Source organism: Croceibacterium soli (genome assembly GCF_009828065.1).
Taxonomy (GTDB): Bacteria; Pseudomonadota; Alphaproteobacteria; order Sphingomonadales; family Sphingomonadaceae; genus Croceibacterium_B; species Croceibacterium_B soli.
Genome location: NZ_WTYK01000009.1, coordinates 12,941 through 30,677 on the forward strand (window position 1 = coordinate 12,941; position 17,737 = coordinate 30,677).

General features: G+C 67.1%; 17 protein-coding genes. 11 read left to right on the plus strand and 6 right to left on the minus strand.

The annotated features are described in order from the left end of the window. Positions 1 to 252 precede the first annotated feature (252 nt). The 6 genes from GRI75_RS13220 to GRI75_RS13245 form a co-directional block, all read right to left on the minus strand. Positions 253 to 1,623: an MFS transporter gene (locus tag GRI75_RS13220; RefSeq protein WP_160747470.1), complete on the minus strand. Its 1,371-nt coding sequence runs from the start codon at positions 1,621 to 1,623 to the stop codon at positions 253 to 255. A gap of 60 nt (positions 1,624 to 1,683) precedes the next feature. Next, entirely contained in the window at positions 1,684 to 2,355 is a 672-nt protein-coding gene (locus tag GRI75_RS13225) for a retropepsin-like aspartic protease family protein (protein WP_160747471.1), read from the minus strand. A gap of 50 nt (positions 2,356 to 2,405) precedes the next feature. Continuing rightward, entirely contained in the window at positions 2,406 to 3,392 is a 987-nt protein-coding gene (egtD, locus tag GRI75_RS13230; protein ID WP_160747472.1) for an L-histidine N(alpha)-methyltransferase, read from the minus strand. Position 3,393: 1 nt separating this feature from the next. After that, positions 3,394 to 4,680, minus strand: coding sequence for an ergothioneine biosynthesis protein EgtB (egtB, locus tag GRI75_RS13235; RefSeq protein WP_160747473.1), 1,287 nt, complete (start codon positions 4,678 to 4,680; stop codon positions 3,394 to 3,396). Between the two features lie 116 nt (positions 4,681 to 4,796). Further along, complete coding sequence (locus tag GRI75_RS13240) at positions 4,797 to 6,170, minus strand: class II 3-deoxy-7-phosphoheptulonate synthase (protein WP_160747474.1); 1,374 nt, start codon at positions 6,168 to 6,170, stop codon at positions 4,797 to 4,799. A gap of 95 nt (positions 6,171 to 6,265) precedes the next feature. Next, positions 6,266 to 9,175, minus strand: coding sequence for a M16 family metallopeptidase (locus tag GRI75_RS13245; RefSeq protein ID WP_160747475.1), 2,910 nt, complete (start codon positions 9,173 to 9,175; stop codon positions 6,266 to 6,268). A gap of 89 nt (positions 9,176 to 9,264) precedes the next feature. Here GRI75_RS13245 and GRI75_RS13250 point away from each other — a divergent pair, with 89 nt between their 5' ends. The 11 genes from GRI75_RS13250 to GRI75_RS13300 all read left to right on the plus strand — a co-directional run bounded on the left by GRI75_RS13250 (position 9,265) and on the right by GRI75_RS13300 (position 17,733). Continuing rightward, the gene (locus tag GRI75_RS13250) at positions 9,265 to 9,837 is read left to right on the plus strand and encodes a NifU family protein (protein ID WP_160747476.1); all 573 of its coding nucleotides are present in this window, start codon (positions 9,265 to 9,267) and stop codon (positions 9,835 to 9,837) included. An 8-nt stretch (positions 9,838 to 9,845) separates the two neighbouring features. Beyond that, positions 9,846 to 10,463, plus strand: coding sequence for a tRNA (adenosine(37)-N6)-threonylcarbamoyltransferase complex dimerization subunit type 1 TsaB (gene tsaB / locus GRI75_RS13255; protein ID WP_160747477.1), 618 nt, complete (start codon positions 9,846 to 9,848; stop codon positions 10,461 to 10,463). Positions 10,464 to 10,470: 7 nt separating this feature from the next. Continuing rightward, on the plus strand, positions 10,471 to 10,935 hold the full coding sequence (gene rimI, locus GRI75_RS13260; protein ID WP_202389770.1) for a ribosomal protein S18-alanine N-acetyltransferase: 465 nt from the start codon (positions 10,471 to 10,473) through the stop codon (positions 10,933 to 10,935). A 148-nt stretch (positions 10,936 to 11,083) separates the two neighbouring features. Beyond that, positions 11,084 to 11,530: a MucR family transcriptional regulator gene (locus tag GRI75_RS13265; RefSeq protein WP_160747478.1), complete on the plus strand. Its 447-nt coding sequence runs from the start codon at positions 11,084 to 11,086 to the stop codon at positions 11,528 to 11,530. 78 nt (positions 11,531 to 11,608) lie between these two features. Beyond that, complete coding sequence (locus GRI75_RS13270) at positions 11,609 to 12,031, plus strand: Fur family transcriptional regulator (RefSeq protein ID WP_160747479.1); 423 nt, start codon at positions 11,609 to 11,611, stop codon at positions 12,029 to 12,031. 2 nt (positions 12,032 to 12,033) lie between these two features. Then, the gene (locus GRI75_RS13275; protein WP_235911517.1) at positions 12,034 to 12,765 is read left to right on the plus strand and encodes a lysophospholipid acyltransferase family protein; all 732 of its coding nucleotides are present in this window, start codon (positions 12,034 to 12,036) and stop codon (positions 12,763 to 12,765) included. A gap of 57 nt (positions 12,766 to 12,822) precedes the next feature. Then, positions 12,823 to 14,160 carry a tRNA (N6-isopentenyl adenosine(37)-C2)-methylthiotransferase MiaB gene (miaB, locus tag GRI75_RS13280; protein ID WP_160747480.1) on the plus strand — a complete coding sequence of 446 codons (1,338 nt, stop codon included), beginning with the start codon at positions 12,823 to 12,825 and terminating at the stop codon, positions 14,158 to 14,160. A gap of 85 nt (positions 14,161 to 14,245) precedes the next feature. Further along, positions 14,246 to 15,280: a PhoH family protein gene (locus GRI75_RS13285; protein ID WP_160747481.1), complete on the plus strand. Its 1,035-nt coding sequence runs from the start codon at positions 14,246 to 14,248 to the stop codon at positions 15,278 to 15,280. Between the two features lie 40 nt (positions 15,281 to 15,320). Then, positions 15,321 to 15,809, plus strand: a complete 489-nt coding sequence (ybeY, locus tag GRI75_RS13290; RefSeq protein ID WP_160747482.1) for an rRNA maturation RNase YbeY — start codon at positions 15,321 to 15,323, stop codon at positions 15,807 to 15,809. Positions 15,810 to 15,829: 20 nt separating this feature from the next. Further along, positions 15,830 to 16,762 (plus strand): hemolysin family protein, encoded by a 933-nt coding sequence (locus tag GRI75_RS13295; protein WP_160747483.1) that lies wholly within the window; start codon positions 15,830 to 15,832, stop codon positions 16,760 to 16,762. Between the two features lie 86 nt (positions 16,763 to 16,848). After that, positions 16,849 to 17,733 carry a LysR substrate-binding domain-containing protein gene (locus tag GRI75_RS13300; protein ID WP_160747484.1) on the plus strand — a complete coding sequence of 295 codons (885 nt, stop codon included), beginning with the start codon at positions 16,849 to 16,851 and terminating at the stop codon, positions 17,731 to 17,733. The last annotated feature ends 4 nt before the right edge of the window (positions 17,734 to 17,737 follow it).

Sequence of the window (17,737 nt, forward strand, 5' to 3'; positions counted from 1 at the left end):
GTGACCGTCCGCCCGCCCACCGCATCGGATCTTCAGGCGGCTGCGCACCACAGGGCGAGTCGCTCTAGCGCATGGAGATATAAAGATGTCGTTATGTTGGCAAGCCTCAGCGTAGGAGCAGGCGCGTGCGATCGGCGGCGGCCCCTGATGAGGCCGCCGCCGATCGGGATCGTGCTCCTGCGCCCCCGGCCGGTGGCGAGGCTCAGGAGCTCAGGAGGTCAGGACACTGGGCTGGCGCCGTTGCCCGGCTGTTTACGCCGCCTGTGGCTGCATCGCCCGGCCGCCGATCAGTCCCCGGTTGAACACCCCTAGGGTGAAGACCAGCGAGCCGATGATCAGGGCCGGAACCGCGGTGATCAGCATGATGGTCTGCAGGGGCAGCGTCATCGACAAGGCGAGGACGCCGAGCGCCGGGAAAACGATCCCGCCGATGCGCCCCACGCCCCCGGCCCAGCCGATTCCGGTGGAGCGCATCTCCGGCGGGTAGCCGAGTGTGGCCAGATTGTTGATCCCGGTCTGCCCGCCCACCTGGCAGAAGTTCCACACCACGAGCGCAGTGACGAAGGCGATCGCCGGCCCGGTCGGCAGGAAGCCCAGCGAGGCGATGGCAATGGCATCGACCACGAAATAGCCGGTGATCAGCCAATAGGGATTCACCCGGTCCATCAGCCAGCCCATCGTCAGGGTGCCGGCCGCGCCCCCGAAATAGCCGATCATCATGTAGACCGCGAAGGTCGCGATCGGAACGCCGCCCATCTCCTGCATGTAGGTCGGGAGCCAGTTGGCGAGCAGGGCGATGTTGCCAAGCGAGAAGAAGCACAGGCACCACAGCAGGATCGTCTGCGTCCGGTACTTCGAGCCGAACATCGCCAGCGGGCCGAGCTGCTCGGGCTGGTCCCGGTTGCCCATGTGGAACACTTCGCCGCCCTGGATCGGGGCGCCGGAATCGATCTTCAGGATCGCCGGAGCGATGCGTGGATCTGCCGGGTTGCGGGTGACGCGGAAGGCAAGGCTCTCAGGGATGAGCAGCAGCAGCGGCAGGGCCGCGAGCGGCAGGATGCCCCCGAGGATGAAGCCGATCTGCCAGCCGTAGATCTCCAGCAGCCACGCGGTCATCGCCCCGCTGGCGAGATTGCCGCCAGAGAAACACACCAGGGCGATGGACATGAACAGAGCGCGCCGGCGCTTGGGCGTCATCTCCGAAAGAAGCGCCAAACCGATCGGCAACATCGCGGAAAAGAACACGCCGGAAATCCCGCGCAGCCAGGCGAGCATCGTGAAACCGGTCGAGAACACCGCCCAGAGCGAAAGAACGCCGAACACCAAGAGGCACAGCCCCAGCACCGGCTTACGCCCGATGCGGTCCGCGAGCGGCGGCATCAGGAAGGCGCCGATGGCCATGCCGACCTGCTGGAACGTGACGACCGGCCCCATGTCCACCGGGGTTCCGCCCAGCCCTTCGGCGATCGCAGGCAGGATCTTGCCGAGGAAGTACATGTCGAACCCGTCGATGAACAGGACGGTCGAGACCACGACCAGCACCATGATCTCACGCGGGCCGATGGGCCGCTCGTCGATGAAGGCTGCTACGTCGAAGCGCCGGTTCGCGGCGGCGGATGTCATGTGTGTCCTCTCCCCAGTGGACTTTATCAAAAGGGAGAGTGGCGGCCCGGCGGGCCGGCGTCAATCGGTCGCGACCGGCGTTTGCGGATTGTGCGGCACCAGGATCATCGTGTTCCCTTCGACCCGCCACGAGGCGAGCCGCGAGAGCAGGTTCATCCCGAGCACGTTGGTCGGCCCGAGCCCGGGCGCGATGACCGCGTCGAGCCCGCGCGCGGCGACATTGCCGAAGCGCAGTTCCTCGATCGTGGTGATCTGCGCGGCGACTGCGCCATTGGCGGTCTGCATCCGCACCGGCAGCCCGCCTTCGCGCGGCTCCAGCCCCACCCTGGCGGCCGTTTCGGTCGAGACAGCGGTCAGCGTGGCGCCGGTATCGACCAGGAAGTCCGCCGGCGAACCGTTGATCTGCGCGCGCAGCCAGAAGTGCCCGTCCGGCGCGAGTTCCACCCGTGTCTCCCCGCCTTCGACGACCTGCTGCGGCAGGCCTAGTTCCGGCACCGCCAGCTCGAACCGCGGATCGATGCGCGACAATTGCAGCACGACGAGCAGCAGCACGCCCATCAGCGCGAGGGTGCTGCCGGCCCGCAACAGCTTGCCCAGGAGGGGTATGCGGCGGACCGTGATCGTGCCCAGAACGCCGACGGCCATGGCGATCAGCGCCGCCAGCAGCAGCCCCGAACGAGGCAGCTGGTTGATAGAATGCGCCAATTGCTCCCAGATCGGTGCGAGGTCCATTCCGGCTATATAGGAGCCCGCAAATGGATTTGCGATGAGCGGACGGTCACTTAAGGCGCCCCTCTCGGAACGGTCCAGTCGGCGAGGATGAGGGAGAATCGCTCCTGGGTGTCGAGCCAGCGGGACACCGGGGTCCAACCGCCGGCGAGCAGCAGGGTATCCTGGCTGCGCCGGTCGAACTTGTGGCTGTTCTCGGAGTGGATCGTCTCGCCCTTGGCCATGGAGTAGCGCCGGCCGGAGACGGCGAACACGATGTCCTCCCGCGCCTCCAGATGCATCTCCACCCTGGCGAAAGTATCGCTCCAGCGGGCGACATGACGCAGCTGGTGAATTGGGATCGTGCCGCCTAGCTCGCGGTTGATCCGCCGCGCGAGGTTGAGGTTGAACTCGGCCGTGACGCCCTGTGCATCGTCGTAAGCCGCCTCCAAGACGGCGCGATCCTTGATCAGGTCCATCCCGATCAGCAGCTTCGAACCCTGCCCCAGCGTCTCGCGCATCGAGCGCAGCAGGTCCACCGCCGTACGGGCGACCATGTTGCCGATGGTGGAGCCGGGGAAGAAGCCGAGCTTCGGCAGGTCCTCCACCGCTTCCGGCAATTCCACGCAGCGCATGAAATCGGCCTCGACCGGGTAGACCGGAAGGCCGGGGAACTTGGCCGCGAGATCGGCCGCCGCCGCTCGCAGGAAGTCGCCGGAAATGTCCAGCGGGACATAGGCGGCTGGCTCGATCGCACCGAGCAGCAGGGGCGTCTTGACCGAGGAACCCGATCCGAACTCGACCACCGCCCGGCCCGGTCCGATCAGCTCGCGGAACGCCTCGCCCTGCGCGGTGAGGATTTCGGTCTCGGCGCGTGTCGGGTAGTATTCCGGAAGGCGGGTGATCGCCTCGAACAGCTCCGAGCCGGCATCGTCGTAAAGCCAGCGCGCGGGCACCGCCTTCTGCGGCTGCGCCAACCCGGCGAGCACGTCGGCGCGGAAGGCTTTGTCGACGCCGTCGTCGTCCAGCTCGACCAGCGCGATCCCCTCCCCCGCCGCCACCTTATATATCCCTCGCCAGCCTCAGGCCGGTGAACTGCCAGCGCTGATGAGGGTAGAAGAAGTTGCGGTAGCTCGGCCGCGAATGGCCGCGCGGGGTCGCGCAGCTGGCGCCCTTGAGCACGAACTGGCCCGACATGAACTTGCCGTTGTACTCGCCTACGGCGCCCGCCGCAGGGGCGAAGCGGGGATAAGGCAGGTAGGCCGAGCGGGTGAACTGCCAGCAATCGCCGAACAGTTCGCTCCCGCCGCGCGGCAACGGCGGCCCCGCATCGTCGAGCTGGTTCCCGGCCGTGGCATCGAAGCCGGGCTCCGTCTGCCCGCGGGCAACGGCTTCCCACTCGAATTCGGTCGGCAGCCGGGCACCCGCCCAGGTGGCGAACGCGTCGGCCTCGTAGTAGGAGATATGCGTGACGGGCGCTTCGGGATCGCGCGGCAACCACCCCTGGTGCGTAAAATGCTCGCCGCCGCGCCAATAGAGCGGCGCAGACACGCCCTCCGCCTTCACCCAGCTCCAGCCGTCGGAGAGCCACAGGGAGGGGGTGGAATAACCGCCATCGGCGATGAACGCGTCCCACTCGCCGTTGGTGACCAGCCGCGAGGACAGCGCGAATGGTTCCAACAGCACGCGGTGGCGCGGCCCTTCGTTGTCGAAGGCGAAGCCGTGCCCGTCGTGCCCGACCAGCGCGATGCCGCCCGGATGGGAATGCCAGCCCTCGGGCGCAGCGGTCCTTCGAGACGGGTCCTCAGCTTTCAGCTTCGAAGACGCACTTCGACCGTCTCGAAGGGCCCACATCGCCGGACCCAGTGGGTTCTGGAACAGCGCGTGCTTGATGTCGGTCAGCAGCAGTTCCTGGTGCTGCTGCTCATGCGCGATGCCCAGTTCGACCAGATCCGCACAGGCCGGATCGGCCAGCACTTGCTCCATGGCCGTGTCGACGTGGTCCCGCCAGCAGCGGATCTCGGCAACGGTCGGACGTGAGAGCATACCTCGGCGCGGACGCGCGATGCGCTCGCCTTCGCTTTCGTAGTAGGAATTGAACAGGAACGGCCAGCGCTCGTCATGCAGGCGGTAACCCGGCAGCCTGTCGCGCAGGAGGAAGGTCTCGAAGAACCAGGTCGTGTGCGCCAGGTGCCACATGGCCGGCGATGCATCGTCCATCGACTGGATGGTGGCGTCCGCCTCGGAGAGCGGCGCACACAGTGCCTCCGTCAGCCGGCGCGTCCGGCGGTAGCTCTCGGCGAGACCGAACGCCCGCACGGCAGGCGCGAGGATACCGGCTTCGGGCAAGGCGTCTCTCCAATTCCCGGCAGTCCAGGCCAATGTGGCCGGATTCCTTTACGATGGAAAGTCTCGCCCGCGGATTGTTTCCCGTCGCCCGCCGTGAAGCCCGGCCGTTCCGCCCGTCAGGCCGCGTCGCGCTGGCGCACGCCTGCTTCGAGATTGAGCATCTCGGCCAGGAGGAACGACAGCTCGAGCGACTGCGCCGCATTGAGCCGCGGATCGCAATGCGTGTGATAGCGATCGGCCAGCCCGGCATCGGTGATCGCCACCGCGCCGCCGGTGCACTCGGTCACGTCCTGCCCGGTCATCTCGACGTGGATGCCGCCGGCATGGGTGCCCTCTGCCCTGTGAACGGCGAAGAAGCCCTTCACTTCGGACAGGATGCGGTCGAACGGCCGCGTCTTGTAGCCGCTGTCCGACTTGATCACGTTGCCGTGCATCGGATCGCAGCTCCATACGACCGGGTGGCCTTCCGCCTTCACGGCGCGGACCAGCTTGGGCAGGCCGGCTTCGACCTTATCGTGGCCGAAGCGGCTGATCAGCGTGATCCGGCCCGGCTCGCGCGCCGGATCGAGCGTGTCGAGCAGGCGCAGCAGCGCGTCCGGCTCGAGGCTCGGCCCGCACTTCATCCCGATCGGGTTGTCGACGCCGCGGAGGTACTCGACATGCGCACTGCCCTCGAACCGCGTACGGTCACCGATCCACAGGAAGTGTGCGCTGGTGTCGTACCATTTGCCGGTGAGCGAGTCCTGCCGGGTCAGCGCCTGCTCGTAAGGCAGCAGGAGCGCTTCGTGGCTGGTGTAGAAGTCGGTGCTCTGGAGCTGCGGCACGGTCGCGGGATCGATCCCGCAAGCTTCCATGAAGTCGAGCGCTTCGCCAATGCGGTTGGCGATATCGGTGAAACGCTCGGCCCAGGGGGACCGGCCCATGAAGTCCAGCGTCCACTGGTGCACCTGGCGCAAGTTGGCATAGCCGCCAGTCGCGAAGGCGCGCAGCAGGTTGAGCGTCGCCGCGCTCTGCGAATAGGCGCGAATCATCCGTTGCGGATCGTTGACCCGATCGGCGCCGTCGAACTCGATACCATTGACGATGTCGCCGAGGTAGCTCGGCAGCGTGACGTCGCCCTGGGTCTCGGTCGGCGCGCTGCGCGGCTTGGCGAACTGCCCGGCCATGCGGCCGACCTTCACCACCGGGCGCTTGCTGGCGAACGTCAGGACGACCGCCATCTGCAGCAGCACACGGAAAGTGTCGCGGATGTTGTTCGCGTGGAACTCGGCGAAGCTTTCGGCGCAGTCGCCGCCCTGCAGCAGGAACCCATGCCCGGCGGCGACGTCGGCCAGCTGCGTCTTGAGCACCCGCGCTTCCCCGGCGAAGACCAGCGGCGGGAAGTTGGCGAGCACGTCCTCGGTACGGGCGAGAGCCTCGCCATCCTCATACAGCGGCAAGTGCCTTGCTTCGCACTTCTTCCAGCCGTCAGGAGTCCAATTCTGTACCACGTCGCACTCGTCCAATATTCTTTGGGGGGGAAGGCGGGCGTTTACCCCCTCGCCCTCCGTATTGCAAAGGTTACATCTGGTATCGGTAAACGGTGCTACCGGGCCGCCTTTTCGGGAAGAACCTGCAGCCGGAAGGCCTTGCCGGGCTGCAGGTATTTCGCCGCCAGCGCGCCCATCTCTTCCGTGGTCGGCCGGGTGTAATCCGACATCAGCGAAGGCAGCTGCGCCAGCCGGTTCGGGTCGGTCGTGGCGCCTTCGAGCTGGTTGAGCCAGAAGGTGTGCCCGGTCTGCAGCCGCACCAGCAGCTGGCGCAGCGGTTCCGTCGCCCGCTCCAGCTCGTCCGGCGTTGGCCCGGTTGCTGCCAGCTCGGCGGCGATCCGGTCGGCCTCGACGAAGAACTGCGGCACCTGCGCCGGCGGGATCTGCGCCAGGGCCAGGAAGCGCCCGCCGCTGTTCACGTCCAGCGGCCATTCGGACACGACCTGCGGCGCATAGCTTGCGCCGGCGTTCTCGCGCACCGCGTCGAGCAGGCGGTTCGAGAAAATCTCCGCCAGGACCTCGAGCTTGCGGCTCTCGGGCAGCTGGGCGGATCCGCCGCCGGTCGGCCAGGCAATGGCCGCCGCCGCCTGCTCGGGCTCGCCGGAATGCCGCAACACGACGGGCTGCCCGTTCACCGAAGGGAACGACGGAGTGCGGGCGAGCGCCTCCGCAGGGATCGCCTGCCGCTGGGGAAGAGCGCCGAACGTGCGGTTGAGCGCCTGCACAGCGGCTTCCGTATCGATGTCGCCGAACACTTCGACTTCGACCGGGCCCTGCTTGAGCAGCGGCTCCCAAATGGCCCTGAAGCGTTCCGGCGTCACCGCGGCAAGCTGCTCCGGACCCGGCGTGGCGAAACGCGGATCGCGATTGTTCAGCAGCCACTCGAGATCGCGCCCGAGCACGCCGTTGGGGTTCCGGCCATAGCTGTCGTAGGCCAGCCGCGCCGAAGCCCGGGCCCGTTCCAGCGGGTTCGCGTCCCAGCGCGGCGTCGCGAGTTTGGCGGCGAAGAGATAGAGTTGGTCGGCCAAATCGGCCTGGCGTGTCAGCCCCTGGAAGACGAACGCGCCGTCCTTGATCTCGAAGTTGAAGCCGACCTTGCGCCCGGTGGTGATCCGGTCGAGCTCTTCCTGGCCGAGCGGTCCCACGCCGGACCCGACGAGCGCCATCTGGCCCAGCTTGGCGTAAACGCCCTCGTCTCCCGAGAACGCGCGCCAGCCGCTGCCGAAGCGCACCCGCACCGTCACCCGGCCGGGCTCGTTGCCGCTGTTCCATACCAGCGCGCGAACGCCGTTGGCATAGTCGAGCTGCTCGATATCGAAGATCCCGATCGGGCGCCGCGAAACAGGCGCCGTCGGCGTGCCGACCGGCGGGAGCTCGGCGAACGAGATATCCTGCGCGGCGATGCGCGAGCTTCCGTCGGCCTTCGGCGGCTCACGGAGCGCGGCTGCGACGTCCGCGGCGCTCGCCTCGCCTGTCACGGGCGTCAGGTAGAGCGCCCGCACGACGGTGCCCTTGAACAGGCGCTGCGTATGCTGGAACACGGCCTCGGGCGTGAACCGGTCCTTCATCCCGCGGAACACATCGAGGAACAGAGCCGGGGATGCGACCGCCTCCCGAATATCGACTGCCTGCACCAGATCGTCAGCCAGCTTCGATCCGGCCTGGACAACCGTCTGCTCGACCTGGTTGGCGAAGATCACGTCGAATTCGGCCAGTTCGCGGTCGATTTCCTCCTGCGTCGGCGGCTCGGCCAGAGCATCCGCAATGACCGAGCGCACGTCGGCCAGGGCGGCACGCCAGTCCGCGGAGAGCGGAGCGAAGGCCACAAAAGTGCCGCTGGTGGACCGGCTGATGTCGTCGGTCTGCACCGCGGCATAAAGATAGGATCCGCCGCTTCGCGCTTTGGCCTCGAGCCGGCGGTTGATGATCGCCTCGCCGACCGCGTCGATCAGCTTGCCGCGGTTGTATTCGAGATTGTCGACCACCTGCACGTAAGGCCGCAGGTAGGCGTAGTTGAACCCGCGCGGCTGCCCGGGCTCGACGACGACCCTCGTTTCACCGACCGGCATCTCCGGATCGGCCCCGGGAGGGGCTACCGGCTTACCGAAGTCGGGCGCCTGAGTGGGCTCGCCGGCGACCTTCCAGTCGGCGAAGTGCTGCTCGATCAGCGCCGCGAGATAAGCCGGATCGGCATCGCCGGCGGCGACGATCACGGTGTTCTCCGGGCGATACCAACGGTCGTGGAAGGCGCGGACCGCCTTGGGCGTGGCGCCCTGCAGCGTCTCGACCGTTCCGATCGGCGCACGATCGGCCAGCAATTGCCCGGCAAACAGCGTCTCGCGAGTGGCCGTCGCCACGCGCATGTCGGCGCCGGTCCGCTCGCGCCGCTCGGCCAACACGATCGGCACTTCCGCCTTGAGGTTGGCCTCCGACAGCGCCGGCTCACGGATCATGCCCGAAAGCAGCTTCATAGTTTCTTCGAGCGAAGCGCGCTGCGCATTCGGCAGGTCGAGCTTGTAAACGGTGTGCGTCGGGCTCGTCTCGGCGTTGGTATCGCTGCCGAAGCTGGCGCCGAGCCGCTGCCAGGTGGGGATCGCCTGCCCGTTGGACAGGTACTTCGATTCCCGGAAGCTCAAGTGCTCGATCAGGTGGGCGAAGCCGCGCTCGTTGTCCCGCTCATGCAGCGATCCGGCGTCGATTCGGATGCGGATCGAGACCTGCCCCGGCGGCACGCTGTTCCGGCGCACCGCATAGCGCAGGCCGTTTGGCATCTCGCCGAACAGCCACTCGCGGTCGGGGGGGATGTCCGTGCCGCGGAAGAGCCAGGGATCGTCCGGCTGGGCGTAGCGCGGACCCGCCGTCGCCGCGGGCGCAGATGGCGCCGCAGCCTGCTGCGCCGCCAGCGGCAGCGGAACGAGCAGGACCAGGGGAGCGAGAACGCGAAGCGCGTACAGCGGAGATACCATGGGGCGGCAATAGAGGGCGAAGCGATGAAGGGACAGTGAATAGGCGCTGCTCCTTGCCCGAGGGCCTCCCGCTCACTACATCGCGGCCCATGTTCATCGAAACCGAAACGACGCCGAACCCGGCCACGCTCAAGTTCCTCCCCGGCCAGCAGGTCATGCCTGCAGGCACGCGCGAGTTCGTCTCGCCCGAAGAGGCCGAAGCCTCGCCGCTGGCCCAGGCGATCTTCGACACCGGCGAGGTCACCGGCGTGTTCTTCGGCGCCGATTTCGTGTCCGTCACCGCCGCGCCGGGGGCCGACTGGTCGGCGCTCAAGCCGCAAGTCGTGGGTATCCTGCTCGATCACTTCGTCAGCCAGGCGCCGCTGTTCACCGGGGGCGACGCCGCCGGAATCGCTGTTCCCGCCGAACAGGACGTGGACGATGATCCCGCCGACGCCGAAATCGTCGCGCAGATCAGGGAGCTGATCGAGACGCGGGTCCGCCCTGCAGTGGCCGGCGACGGCGGCGATATCCAGTACCGCGGCTTCCGCGACGGCGTGGTCTACCTGCAGATGCAGGGCGCCTGCTCCGGCTGCCCTAGCTCGACTGCCACGCTCAAGCACGGGATCGAAGGTCTGCTGAAGCACTACGTGCCCGAGGTGGTCGAAGTCCGCGCCGCCTGACCCCGGGCATGCGAACCCTCGTCATCGATTGCGCCACTGCCGCTTGCTCGGCCGCGCTATTCGAGGATGACGTGCTGGTCGGCGGGACGTTCGAGGAGATCGGGCGCGGTCACGCGGAACGTCTGGTGCCGATAATCGCCGAACTGCCCGGCAAAGGGCGCGCGGACCGGATCGTCGTCTCCCTCGGCCCCGGCAGCTTCACCGGCGTGCGGATCGGCCTCGCGGCGGCACGTGCTCTCGGGCTCGCCTGGCAGGCCGAAGTGCTCGGCTACCCCACCCTTGCGCTCGTCGCCGCAATGGCGAGAGCGGAACGGCCAGGCCCGGTCACCGTGGCGATGACCGGCGGCCACGGCGAATGGTTCGTGCAGGAATTCGCGGAAGACGGGCACGCCCAGGCGCCGCTGCTGTCGCTCACGCCGCAAGACGCCGCCCGTGCTGCCGCGCACGAGTACGTGGCCGGCAGCCAGGCGGATGCTCTGGTCGCCCTGCGGGGCTACGGCGCCCCCCGGGCACTGCTGCCCGACGCCCGCCGTTTCCTCTCCCTGCCACCAGGGCCGCTCGACACCACGCTGGCGCCGCTTTACGGTCGTGCGCCCGATGCGAAACTGCCGGGGACCCCTGGGTGAGCGACATTTGAACGACGATATCGACAGGATCATGGCGGTCATGAGCGCCGCCTTCGATCCCGCATATGGCGAAGCGTGGAACCGCCGGCAGGTGAGCGACGCCCTGCTGATGCCGAACACTTACTACCTGCTGGCCAGCGCCGGCGGTTTCGAACCGTCCGCCGCCGAGCCCGCCGCCGGGTTCGTCCTCTCGCGCGGCATCATGGACGAAGAAGAACTGCTGCTGATCGCGGTTCACCCGGACCATCGTCAGCGTGGCGTAGGCGCGGCGCTGATGCAGCGCTTCATCGAAACGGCGACGGAGCGGGGCCGCACCAGCCTGTTTCTGGAAATGCGCGAGGGAAATCCTGCCGCAGTGCTATACAAGCGGTTCGGATTCGAGCCGGTCGGCCGTCGCCGCAACTATTACCGCAGCGCACAACAAGGGCCACTGGACGCTATTACCTATGCCAGGCGCCAACAAGTACCGTAATAATACGGTACTAATATTCATGTTTGCCTAGCGATAGACTACTCTTGTAAATCCTCATCTCGTTCGTATTAGGGGCCATCGCCGACTGCCGTTTCCCGGTAGTCACCGGGAACGATGGGCAAGAAGCCTTCAACAAACGGGGTTCGCTATGGATGAAACTGCAGCCGATACGCAGGAAATGCTGATCACGCACACAACGGATATCGTGGTCTCCTACGTGTCCAACAATTCGCTCGGCGCCGACGATGTTTCGGCGCTGATCCGCAACGTTTACGGCACGCTGTCCGGCCTGGGCAAAGAAGCGGTCGTTGCCGAAGTGCGGCCGGATCCGGCCGTTTCGGTGCGTTCGTCGGTCAAGAAGGACCACATCGTCTGCCTGGAAGACGGCAAGAAGATGAAGATGCTCAAGCGTCACTTGATGACCGATCATGGCTTGTCGCCGGAAGAATACCGCGCACGCTGGGAACTGCCTTCGGATTACCCGATGGTTGCGCCCGATTACGCCGAGAAGCGCCGCGACCTGGCCAAGAAGATCGGCCTCGGCCGTAAGCCGGGCCAGAAGCGCGGCCGCGGCAAAAGCGCGGCAGCCGCCTGAACGTCACGTACAGCGATGGCTTGAGATAGGCGCCTCGGCCCTCTAGGGTCGGGGCGCTATCTTTTTGCGAGGGACATTTTGCACCAGACGATCGACCTCGAAGCGCTCTGTGCCGAGCGCGGCCTGCGTATCACCGAACAGCGGCGGGTCATCGCCCGCGTCCTGTCGGAGAGCGAGGATCACCCCGACGTCGAACTGCTGCACAAGCGCGCTTCCGCGATCGACCCGAAGATTTCGATCGCCACCGTCTACCGCACCGTTCGCCTGTTCGAGGACGCGGGTATTCTCGACCGCCACGACTTCGGCGATGGCCGCGCGCGCTACGAAGCGACGCCAGAGGCGCACCACGACCATCTGATCGACGTGGAGACCGGCCGGGTCCTCGAATTCGTCGATCCCGAGCTGGAGGCGCTGCAGCGCCAGATCGCCGAGAAGCTCGGCTACCGACTCGTCGATCACCGGATGGAGCTTTACGGCGTCCGCCTCGACCGCGAGGACTGAGGTTGCCGCGGCTGGGCTGGCGCTGGCTGCTCGTCGCCGCGCGGGCGGCGGCGATGCTGGCGTGGACCGCCGTCGCAGTGCCGATCCATCTCGTCGTGTTGTTGACGGGCAAGTCATGGGCCGTCCCGCCTGTCTACCTTGCTGGCCTCGGCCGCATTGCCGGGCTGCGCCTGAGGATCGAGGGTGAGCCGAGTCGCAATGCGCTGCTGCTGAGCAATCACCTAAGCTGGCTCGACATCCCGGCCCTGGCCGCTGCATCACGCTCCGCATTCGTCGCGCACAGCGGTCTTGCCGGGCAGCCCATCCTTAAGTGGCTCTGCGAACAGAACGGCACCGTGTTCATCGCCCGCGAGCGGCGCGGCTCGGTCGCGGGACAGGCCGAGCAATTGCGCCAGGCGCTTTCGTGCGAACGGCCGCTGACCGTGTTCCTGGAAGGAACCTGCGGCGACGGGCGCGAACTGCTGCCGTTCAAGAGCGCGCTGCTTTCGGCTGTCGACCCGCTGCCGCCGGGCATACCGGTGCAGCCGGTCGCGCTGATCTATGACGAAGCGCCGGACATCGCCTGGACGGGCGTCGAGCCGGGACTGGACAACGCAGCCAGGATCCTCGCACGGACCCGGCCCATCCGCTTGACGGTGCGTTTCCTCGAGCCGCTGGCGGGTCGGGCGCTGGCGGACCGCAAGGCCATGGCCGCTGCCGCGCGGGAGGCGATCGCCGGAGAGCTTGCCCGATAGGCCGGCGCGCAGTCAGTATTTGAAAGCACCCGGCGATTGCCGTATCTGGCGCGCCTCATGCGACAGACTGCTTTCCCCAAGACCTTCCGGGTCAAGAGCTTCGGCTGCCAGATGAACGTCTATGACGGCGAGCGCATGGCCGAGTTGCTGGCTGATCAAGGCATCGCGCCGGCCCCTGAGGGGGAAGACGCCGACCTGGTCGTGCTCAACACCTGCCATATCCGCGAGAAGGCGGCGGAGAAGGTCTATTCGGACATTGGCCGACTGGTGAAAGCCGGCGGCGACAAGCCGCCGATGATCGCCGTCGCTGGCTGCGTCGCCCAGGCCGAGGGCGAGGAGATCATGACCCGCGCTCCCGCCGTCGGCATGGTCGTCGGCCCGCAAGCCTACCACCGCCTGCCGGAGATGATCGCCCGGGCTGCCCGCGGAGAGCGCGCTACCGACACGGACATGCCGGCCGACGCCAAGTTCGCCGCCCTCCCCGCCCGCCGCCGCAGCGCGCCGAGCGCATTCCTGACGGTGCAGGAAGGATGCGACAAGTTCTGCACTTATTGCGTCGTCCCGTACACGCGCGGCGCGGAGATTTCGCGGCCGTTCGGGGACCTCGTCTCCGAAGCGGAGAAGCTGGTCGAAGCCGGTGCGCGCGAGATCACGCTGCTGGGGCAGAACGTCAACGCTTGGCAGGGTGAGGACGATGCCGGGTGCTCGGCTGGGCTCGACGGACTGATAAGAACGCTCGCCAGGATCCCGGATCTGCAGCGCATCCGCTACACCACCAGCCACCCGAACGATGTGACCGACGGGCTCATCGCCGCCCATGGCGAAGTCGACAAGCTAATGCCCTACCTGCACCTTCCGGTGCAGAGCGGCAGCGACCGCGTGCTCAAGGCGATGAACCGCAGCCACACGGCGGAGAGCTATCTCAAGCTGCTCGATCGTTTCCGTGCGGCGCGGCCGGATATCGCCATCTCCGGCGACTTCATCGTCGGCTTCCCTGGCGAAACCGAAGCGGAGTTCGAGGATACGCTGCGTCTGGTCGATGCAGTCGGTTATGCCCACGCGTTCAGCTTCAAGTACTCGCCCCGCCCCGGCACGCCGGCAGCAGGAATGGACGGGCAGGTGCCGCGCGAAGTGATGGACGAGCGCCTGCAGCGCCTCCAGGCCGCGATTGCGCGCGGGCAACTCGCGTTCAACCAGGCATCCGTCGGAAAGCGCTGCACGGTGCTGGTCGATCGCAGAGGCAAACTGCCGGGCCAGTGGCTCGGCAAGTCGCCCTGGCTGCAATCGGTGTTCTTCAAAGGCGAAGCTGCCATCGGCGACCTTGTCGAGGTGGAACTGGCAGAGGCGGGGCCAAACTCGCTGGCGGGCCGCCTGTTGCAACCGGCGCACGCCTGAGCGTTTTCCACCGCCACCATGGCGCAGGCCGCTTGCCTCCGCCTCCAGCGCGCCTATCTTCGGCTTACAACACCGAAAGGAGCGCATGGCCCGTAAACCCGATCGCGCCGACAACCAGGCGGCGCTGAGCCATCCCGAGGACCGCCGCGACGCCGCACGCCGCGCCAGGACCGAGGTTGAATTCAACGAGCAGGCAGTGCTCGGTGCGCTATTCGGGGAGTTCGACGCCCATCTCGTCCAGCTCGAGAACCGACTCGGCGTCTTCATCGGAGCACGCGGCAACAAGATCGCCATCGAAGGGCCGGAGGACGACGTCGCCCGCGCCCGCGACGTGCTCAAGGCCATGCACCAGCGCTTGCTCACCGGGCAGGACCTCGACTCGGGGGCCATCGAGGCGCTGATCGCCATGTCGGGCGAGCCGACTCTGGAAGGCATCATCACCGGCGACTCGAAGGCGCCGCCGATCATGATCCGCACCCGCCGCAAGACCATCGTGCCGCGTAGCAACATGCAGGCCGAATACATGCGCCAGCTCGCCAGCAAGGACATCATCTTCGCGCTCGGGCCGGCAGGTACGGGGAAGACCTATGTCGCGGTCGCCCAGGCGGTCAGCCAGCTTATCGTCGGCAGCGTGCAGCGGCTGATCCTCTCCCGCCCGGCGGTGGAGGCGGGCGAACGGCTCGGCTTCCTGCCCGGCGACATGAAGGACAAAGTCGATCCCTACCTGCGCCCGCTCTACGACGCGCTCTACGACTGCATGCCGCCGGAGCAGGTCGACCGGCGGATCGCCTCGGGCGAGATCGAGATCGCCCCGATTGCCTTCATGCGCGGCCGCACGCTGGCCGACGCGTTCGTGATCCTCGACGAAGCGCAGAACACCACGCGCGAGCAGATGAAGATGTTCCTCACCCGCTTCGGCCAGAACAGCCGGATGGTGGTCTGCGGCGATCCCAACCAGGTCGATATCCCCGGCGGAAGTGCGCACAGCGGCCTGCACGATGCAGTGGCGCGGCTCGAAGGTGTCGAAGGCCTCGCGGTGACCCGCTTCACCGTCGCCGACGTGGTCCGCCACCCGATCGTCGGCCGCATCGTCGAAGCCTATGAGGGCAAAGGGGACTGAGGCTGCTCATCAGCTCTCAACCCCATCGATCGGACCGATTTTGGAACTGGAAGTCGACATTGAAGATCCCTGGCCTGCCGGCGAGTGGGAGGCGCTTGCCGAGCGCGTCGGCGAGGCGGCGGCGCAGATTGCGCCGGAGCTGGACAATGCGCGGCTTTCGGCCAGCGTGGTGTTCACCTCCGACGAGGAAATCCATGCTCTCAACCGCGAGTGGCGACAGCGCGACAAGCCAACCAACGTGCTGTCTTTCCCGATGCTCGAGCGCGAGGAATTGCTCACTCTCTCCCCCGAAGGCCCGCCGGTGCTGCTGGGCGACATCGCCCTGGCCCACGAGACTTGCGCCCGCGAAGCCGGCGACAAGGGCATCCCGCTGGAGCAACATGCGGCGCACCTGCTGGTCCACGGCCTGCTCCACCTGGCCGGCCACGATCACGAGACATCGGCCGAAGATGCCGAGACAATGGAAGCGCTCGAAGTGAAGGCGCTTGCGGTGATGGGGGTTGCGGACCCATATGGGGACCGCGACTAACAGGGGATGCGAGCAGGGCGATGCCCGACAATACCAGAAACGGCGACTCCTCCACGGGAGACGCGGACAGTAGCGGTGGCCTTTTGAGGGCCATCCGCAAGCTCTTCGACAGCGGCGAGGCCGACACTTCGCTCCGCGCCCAGCTCGAGGAAGCGATCGACGAGCACGAGGACGAGCAGACCTCCGGTGCCGAGCGCCCGGTTGCCGGGGACCTTTCGGCCTTCGAGCTGACGATGCTGCGCAACCTGCTGCACTTCAGCGAGCACGACGCCGACGACGTTGCCATTCCGCGCGGCGAGATCCTCGCCGTGTCGGCCGATGCGACGTGGGAGGAACTGGTCGCCCAGTTCGCCGAGCACGGACATTCGCGGCTGCCGGTCTATCGCGGCACGCTCGATGAAGTGATCGGCATGATGCACATCAAAGACGTGTTCCCCTTCCTGGCGACCCGCGCGCCGCCTCCTGAGGACTGGACCACGCTGATGCGCCAGCCGCTCTACGTGCCCCAGGCGCGCGGCGCGCTCGACGTGCTCGCCGACATGCGCTCCAGCCGCACCCATCTCGCCATCGTGCTCGACGAATTCTCCGGCACCGACGGCATCATCACCATCGAGGACCTGGTCGAGGAGATCGTCGGCGACATCGAGGACGAGCATGACGAGGCACCGGTCGAACTGATTTCCCCGATCGGCGACGGAATGTGGGACGCCGACGCGCGCGCCGAGTTGGACGACGTGGCCAAAATCGTTGGCGATCCGCGGCTGGCCGAAGTCGAAGAGGCGGTCGACACGCTGGGTGGGCTAGCTTTCGTGCTGGCGGAGCAAGTGCCGCAACCCGGCGCGATCCTGCTCCACCCGAGCGGCTGGCGGATCGAAGTGACCGCGGGCGACGAAACTCACGTCACCCGCCTGCGCCTGCACCCGCCGGAGCGCCGCGAAGAGTCGGAAGAATAGCGCCACCTGCCTTCGAGCCGCAATAAATCGCAGCCAGGGTGAATCCGCTCTCGACAGCGATTGCGTGTTTCGCAACAGTCCACCCTATGCCGATCCGCCGACTCCCGCCCCTCAGGGCGCTCGAAGCCTTCATGCGCACCGTTCGCCTCGGATCGGCGCGAGCCGCCGCGGCGGAGATCGGGCTGAGCCCTTCGGCCCTGTCCCGTCGGCTCGCGAACCTGGAGGAGTTCACCGGCAAGAAGCTGTTCTCCCGCACCGGCCAGACGATGAAGCTGACCGACGAGGGTCGCCAGTTCTACGACGCCATCGCCCCTGCCTTCGATGCGCTGGCCACTGCGGTCGAAAACCAGTCCGAAAACCTGCAGCTCCTGCGCCTGCGCCTGGGCGTGCTGCCGCTGTTCGGCACGCAGCGCCTGTTCCCGCGCCTGCCGGAACTGCGCAAGCTGCACCCGCGCCTGCACATCGACATCGACACCGGGCCGCACCTGATCGACCGGGTCGGCGACACGCTCGACGCGGCGATCCTGCTGACCACCAAGCCCGAAGCCGGCTACCACGCCGTCCAGCTCGACCAGAACACCGTCTATGCCATCTGCAGCCGGGAACTGGCCGACGAGCTCGGGCCCAATCCAGGCATCGAGGCGCTGGAGAAGCAGACTTTCCTGATCCACAGCGATCTGCCGCACAGCTTCAACGCCTGGAAAGCGGCGATCGGCATGCCGCATCTCCACCCTTCGGCCATCGACCACTACGATTCAGGCCAGCTCATCCTGGAAGCGGCCGCCCAGGGCCTCGGCATCGCCATGATGCACGACGATCACCTCAAGCGCGCCAAGGACCCGCGCCTGGCGCATCTGTTCGATATCGAGGTGGAGAGCCCTTACAGCTACTGGTTCGTCTGCCGACCGACCACGCTGGAGAACCGCCCGGTGCGGATCTTCCACGACTGGCTGATCGCCGCCGGATTGTAAGAGG

What these genes read in the sequence shown, in the direction of transcription:
- GRI75_RS13220 (WP_160747470.1), bottom strand. Translation starts at nt 1,623, where the DNA reads ATGACATCCGCCGCCGCGAACCGGCGCTTCGACGTAGCAGCCTTCATC.
- GRI75_RS13225 (WP_160747471.1), bottom strand. Translation starts at nt 2,355, where the DNA reads ATGGACCTCGCACCGATCTGGGAGCAATTGGCGCATTCTATCAACCAG.
- GRI75_RS13245 (WP_160747475.1), bottom strand. Translation starts at nt 9,175, where the DNA reads ATGGTATCTCCGCTGTACGCGCTTCGCGTTCTCGCTCCCCTGGTCCTG.
- GRI75_RS13250 (WP_160747476.1), top strand. Translation starts at nt 9,265, where the DNA reads ATGTTCATCGAAACCGAAACGACGCCGAACCCGGCCACGCTCAAGTTC.
- tsaB (WP_160747477.1), top strand. Translation starts at nt 9,846, where the DNA reads ATGCGAACCCTCGTCATCGATTGCGCCACTGCCGCTTGCTCGGCCGCG.
- GRI75_RS13265 (WP_160747478.1), top strand. Translation starts at nt 11,084, where the DNA reads ATGGATGAAACTGCAGCCGATACGCAGGAAATGCTGATCACGCACACA.
- miaB (WP_160747480.1), top strand. Translation starts at nt 12,823, where the DNA reads ATGCGACAGACTGCTTTCCCCAAGACCTTCCGGGTCAAGAGCTTCGGC.
- GRI75_RS13285 (WP_160747481.1), top strand. Translation starts at nt 14,246, where the DNA reads ATGGCCCGTAAACCCGATCGCGCCGACAACCAGGCGGCGCTGAGCCAT.
- GRI75_RS13295 (WP_160747483.1), top strand. Translation starts at nt 15,830, where the DNA reads ATGCCCGACAATACCAGAAACGGCGACTCCTCCACGGGAGACGCGGAC.
- GRI75_RS13300 (WP_160747484.1), top strand. Translation starts at nt 16,849, where the DNA reads ATGCCGATCCGCCGACTCCCGCCCCTCAGGGCGCTCGAAGCCTTCATG.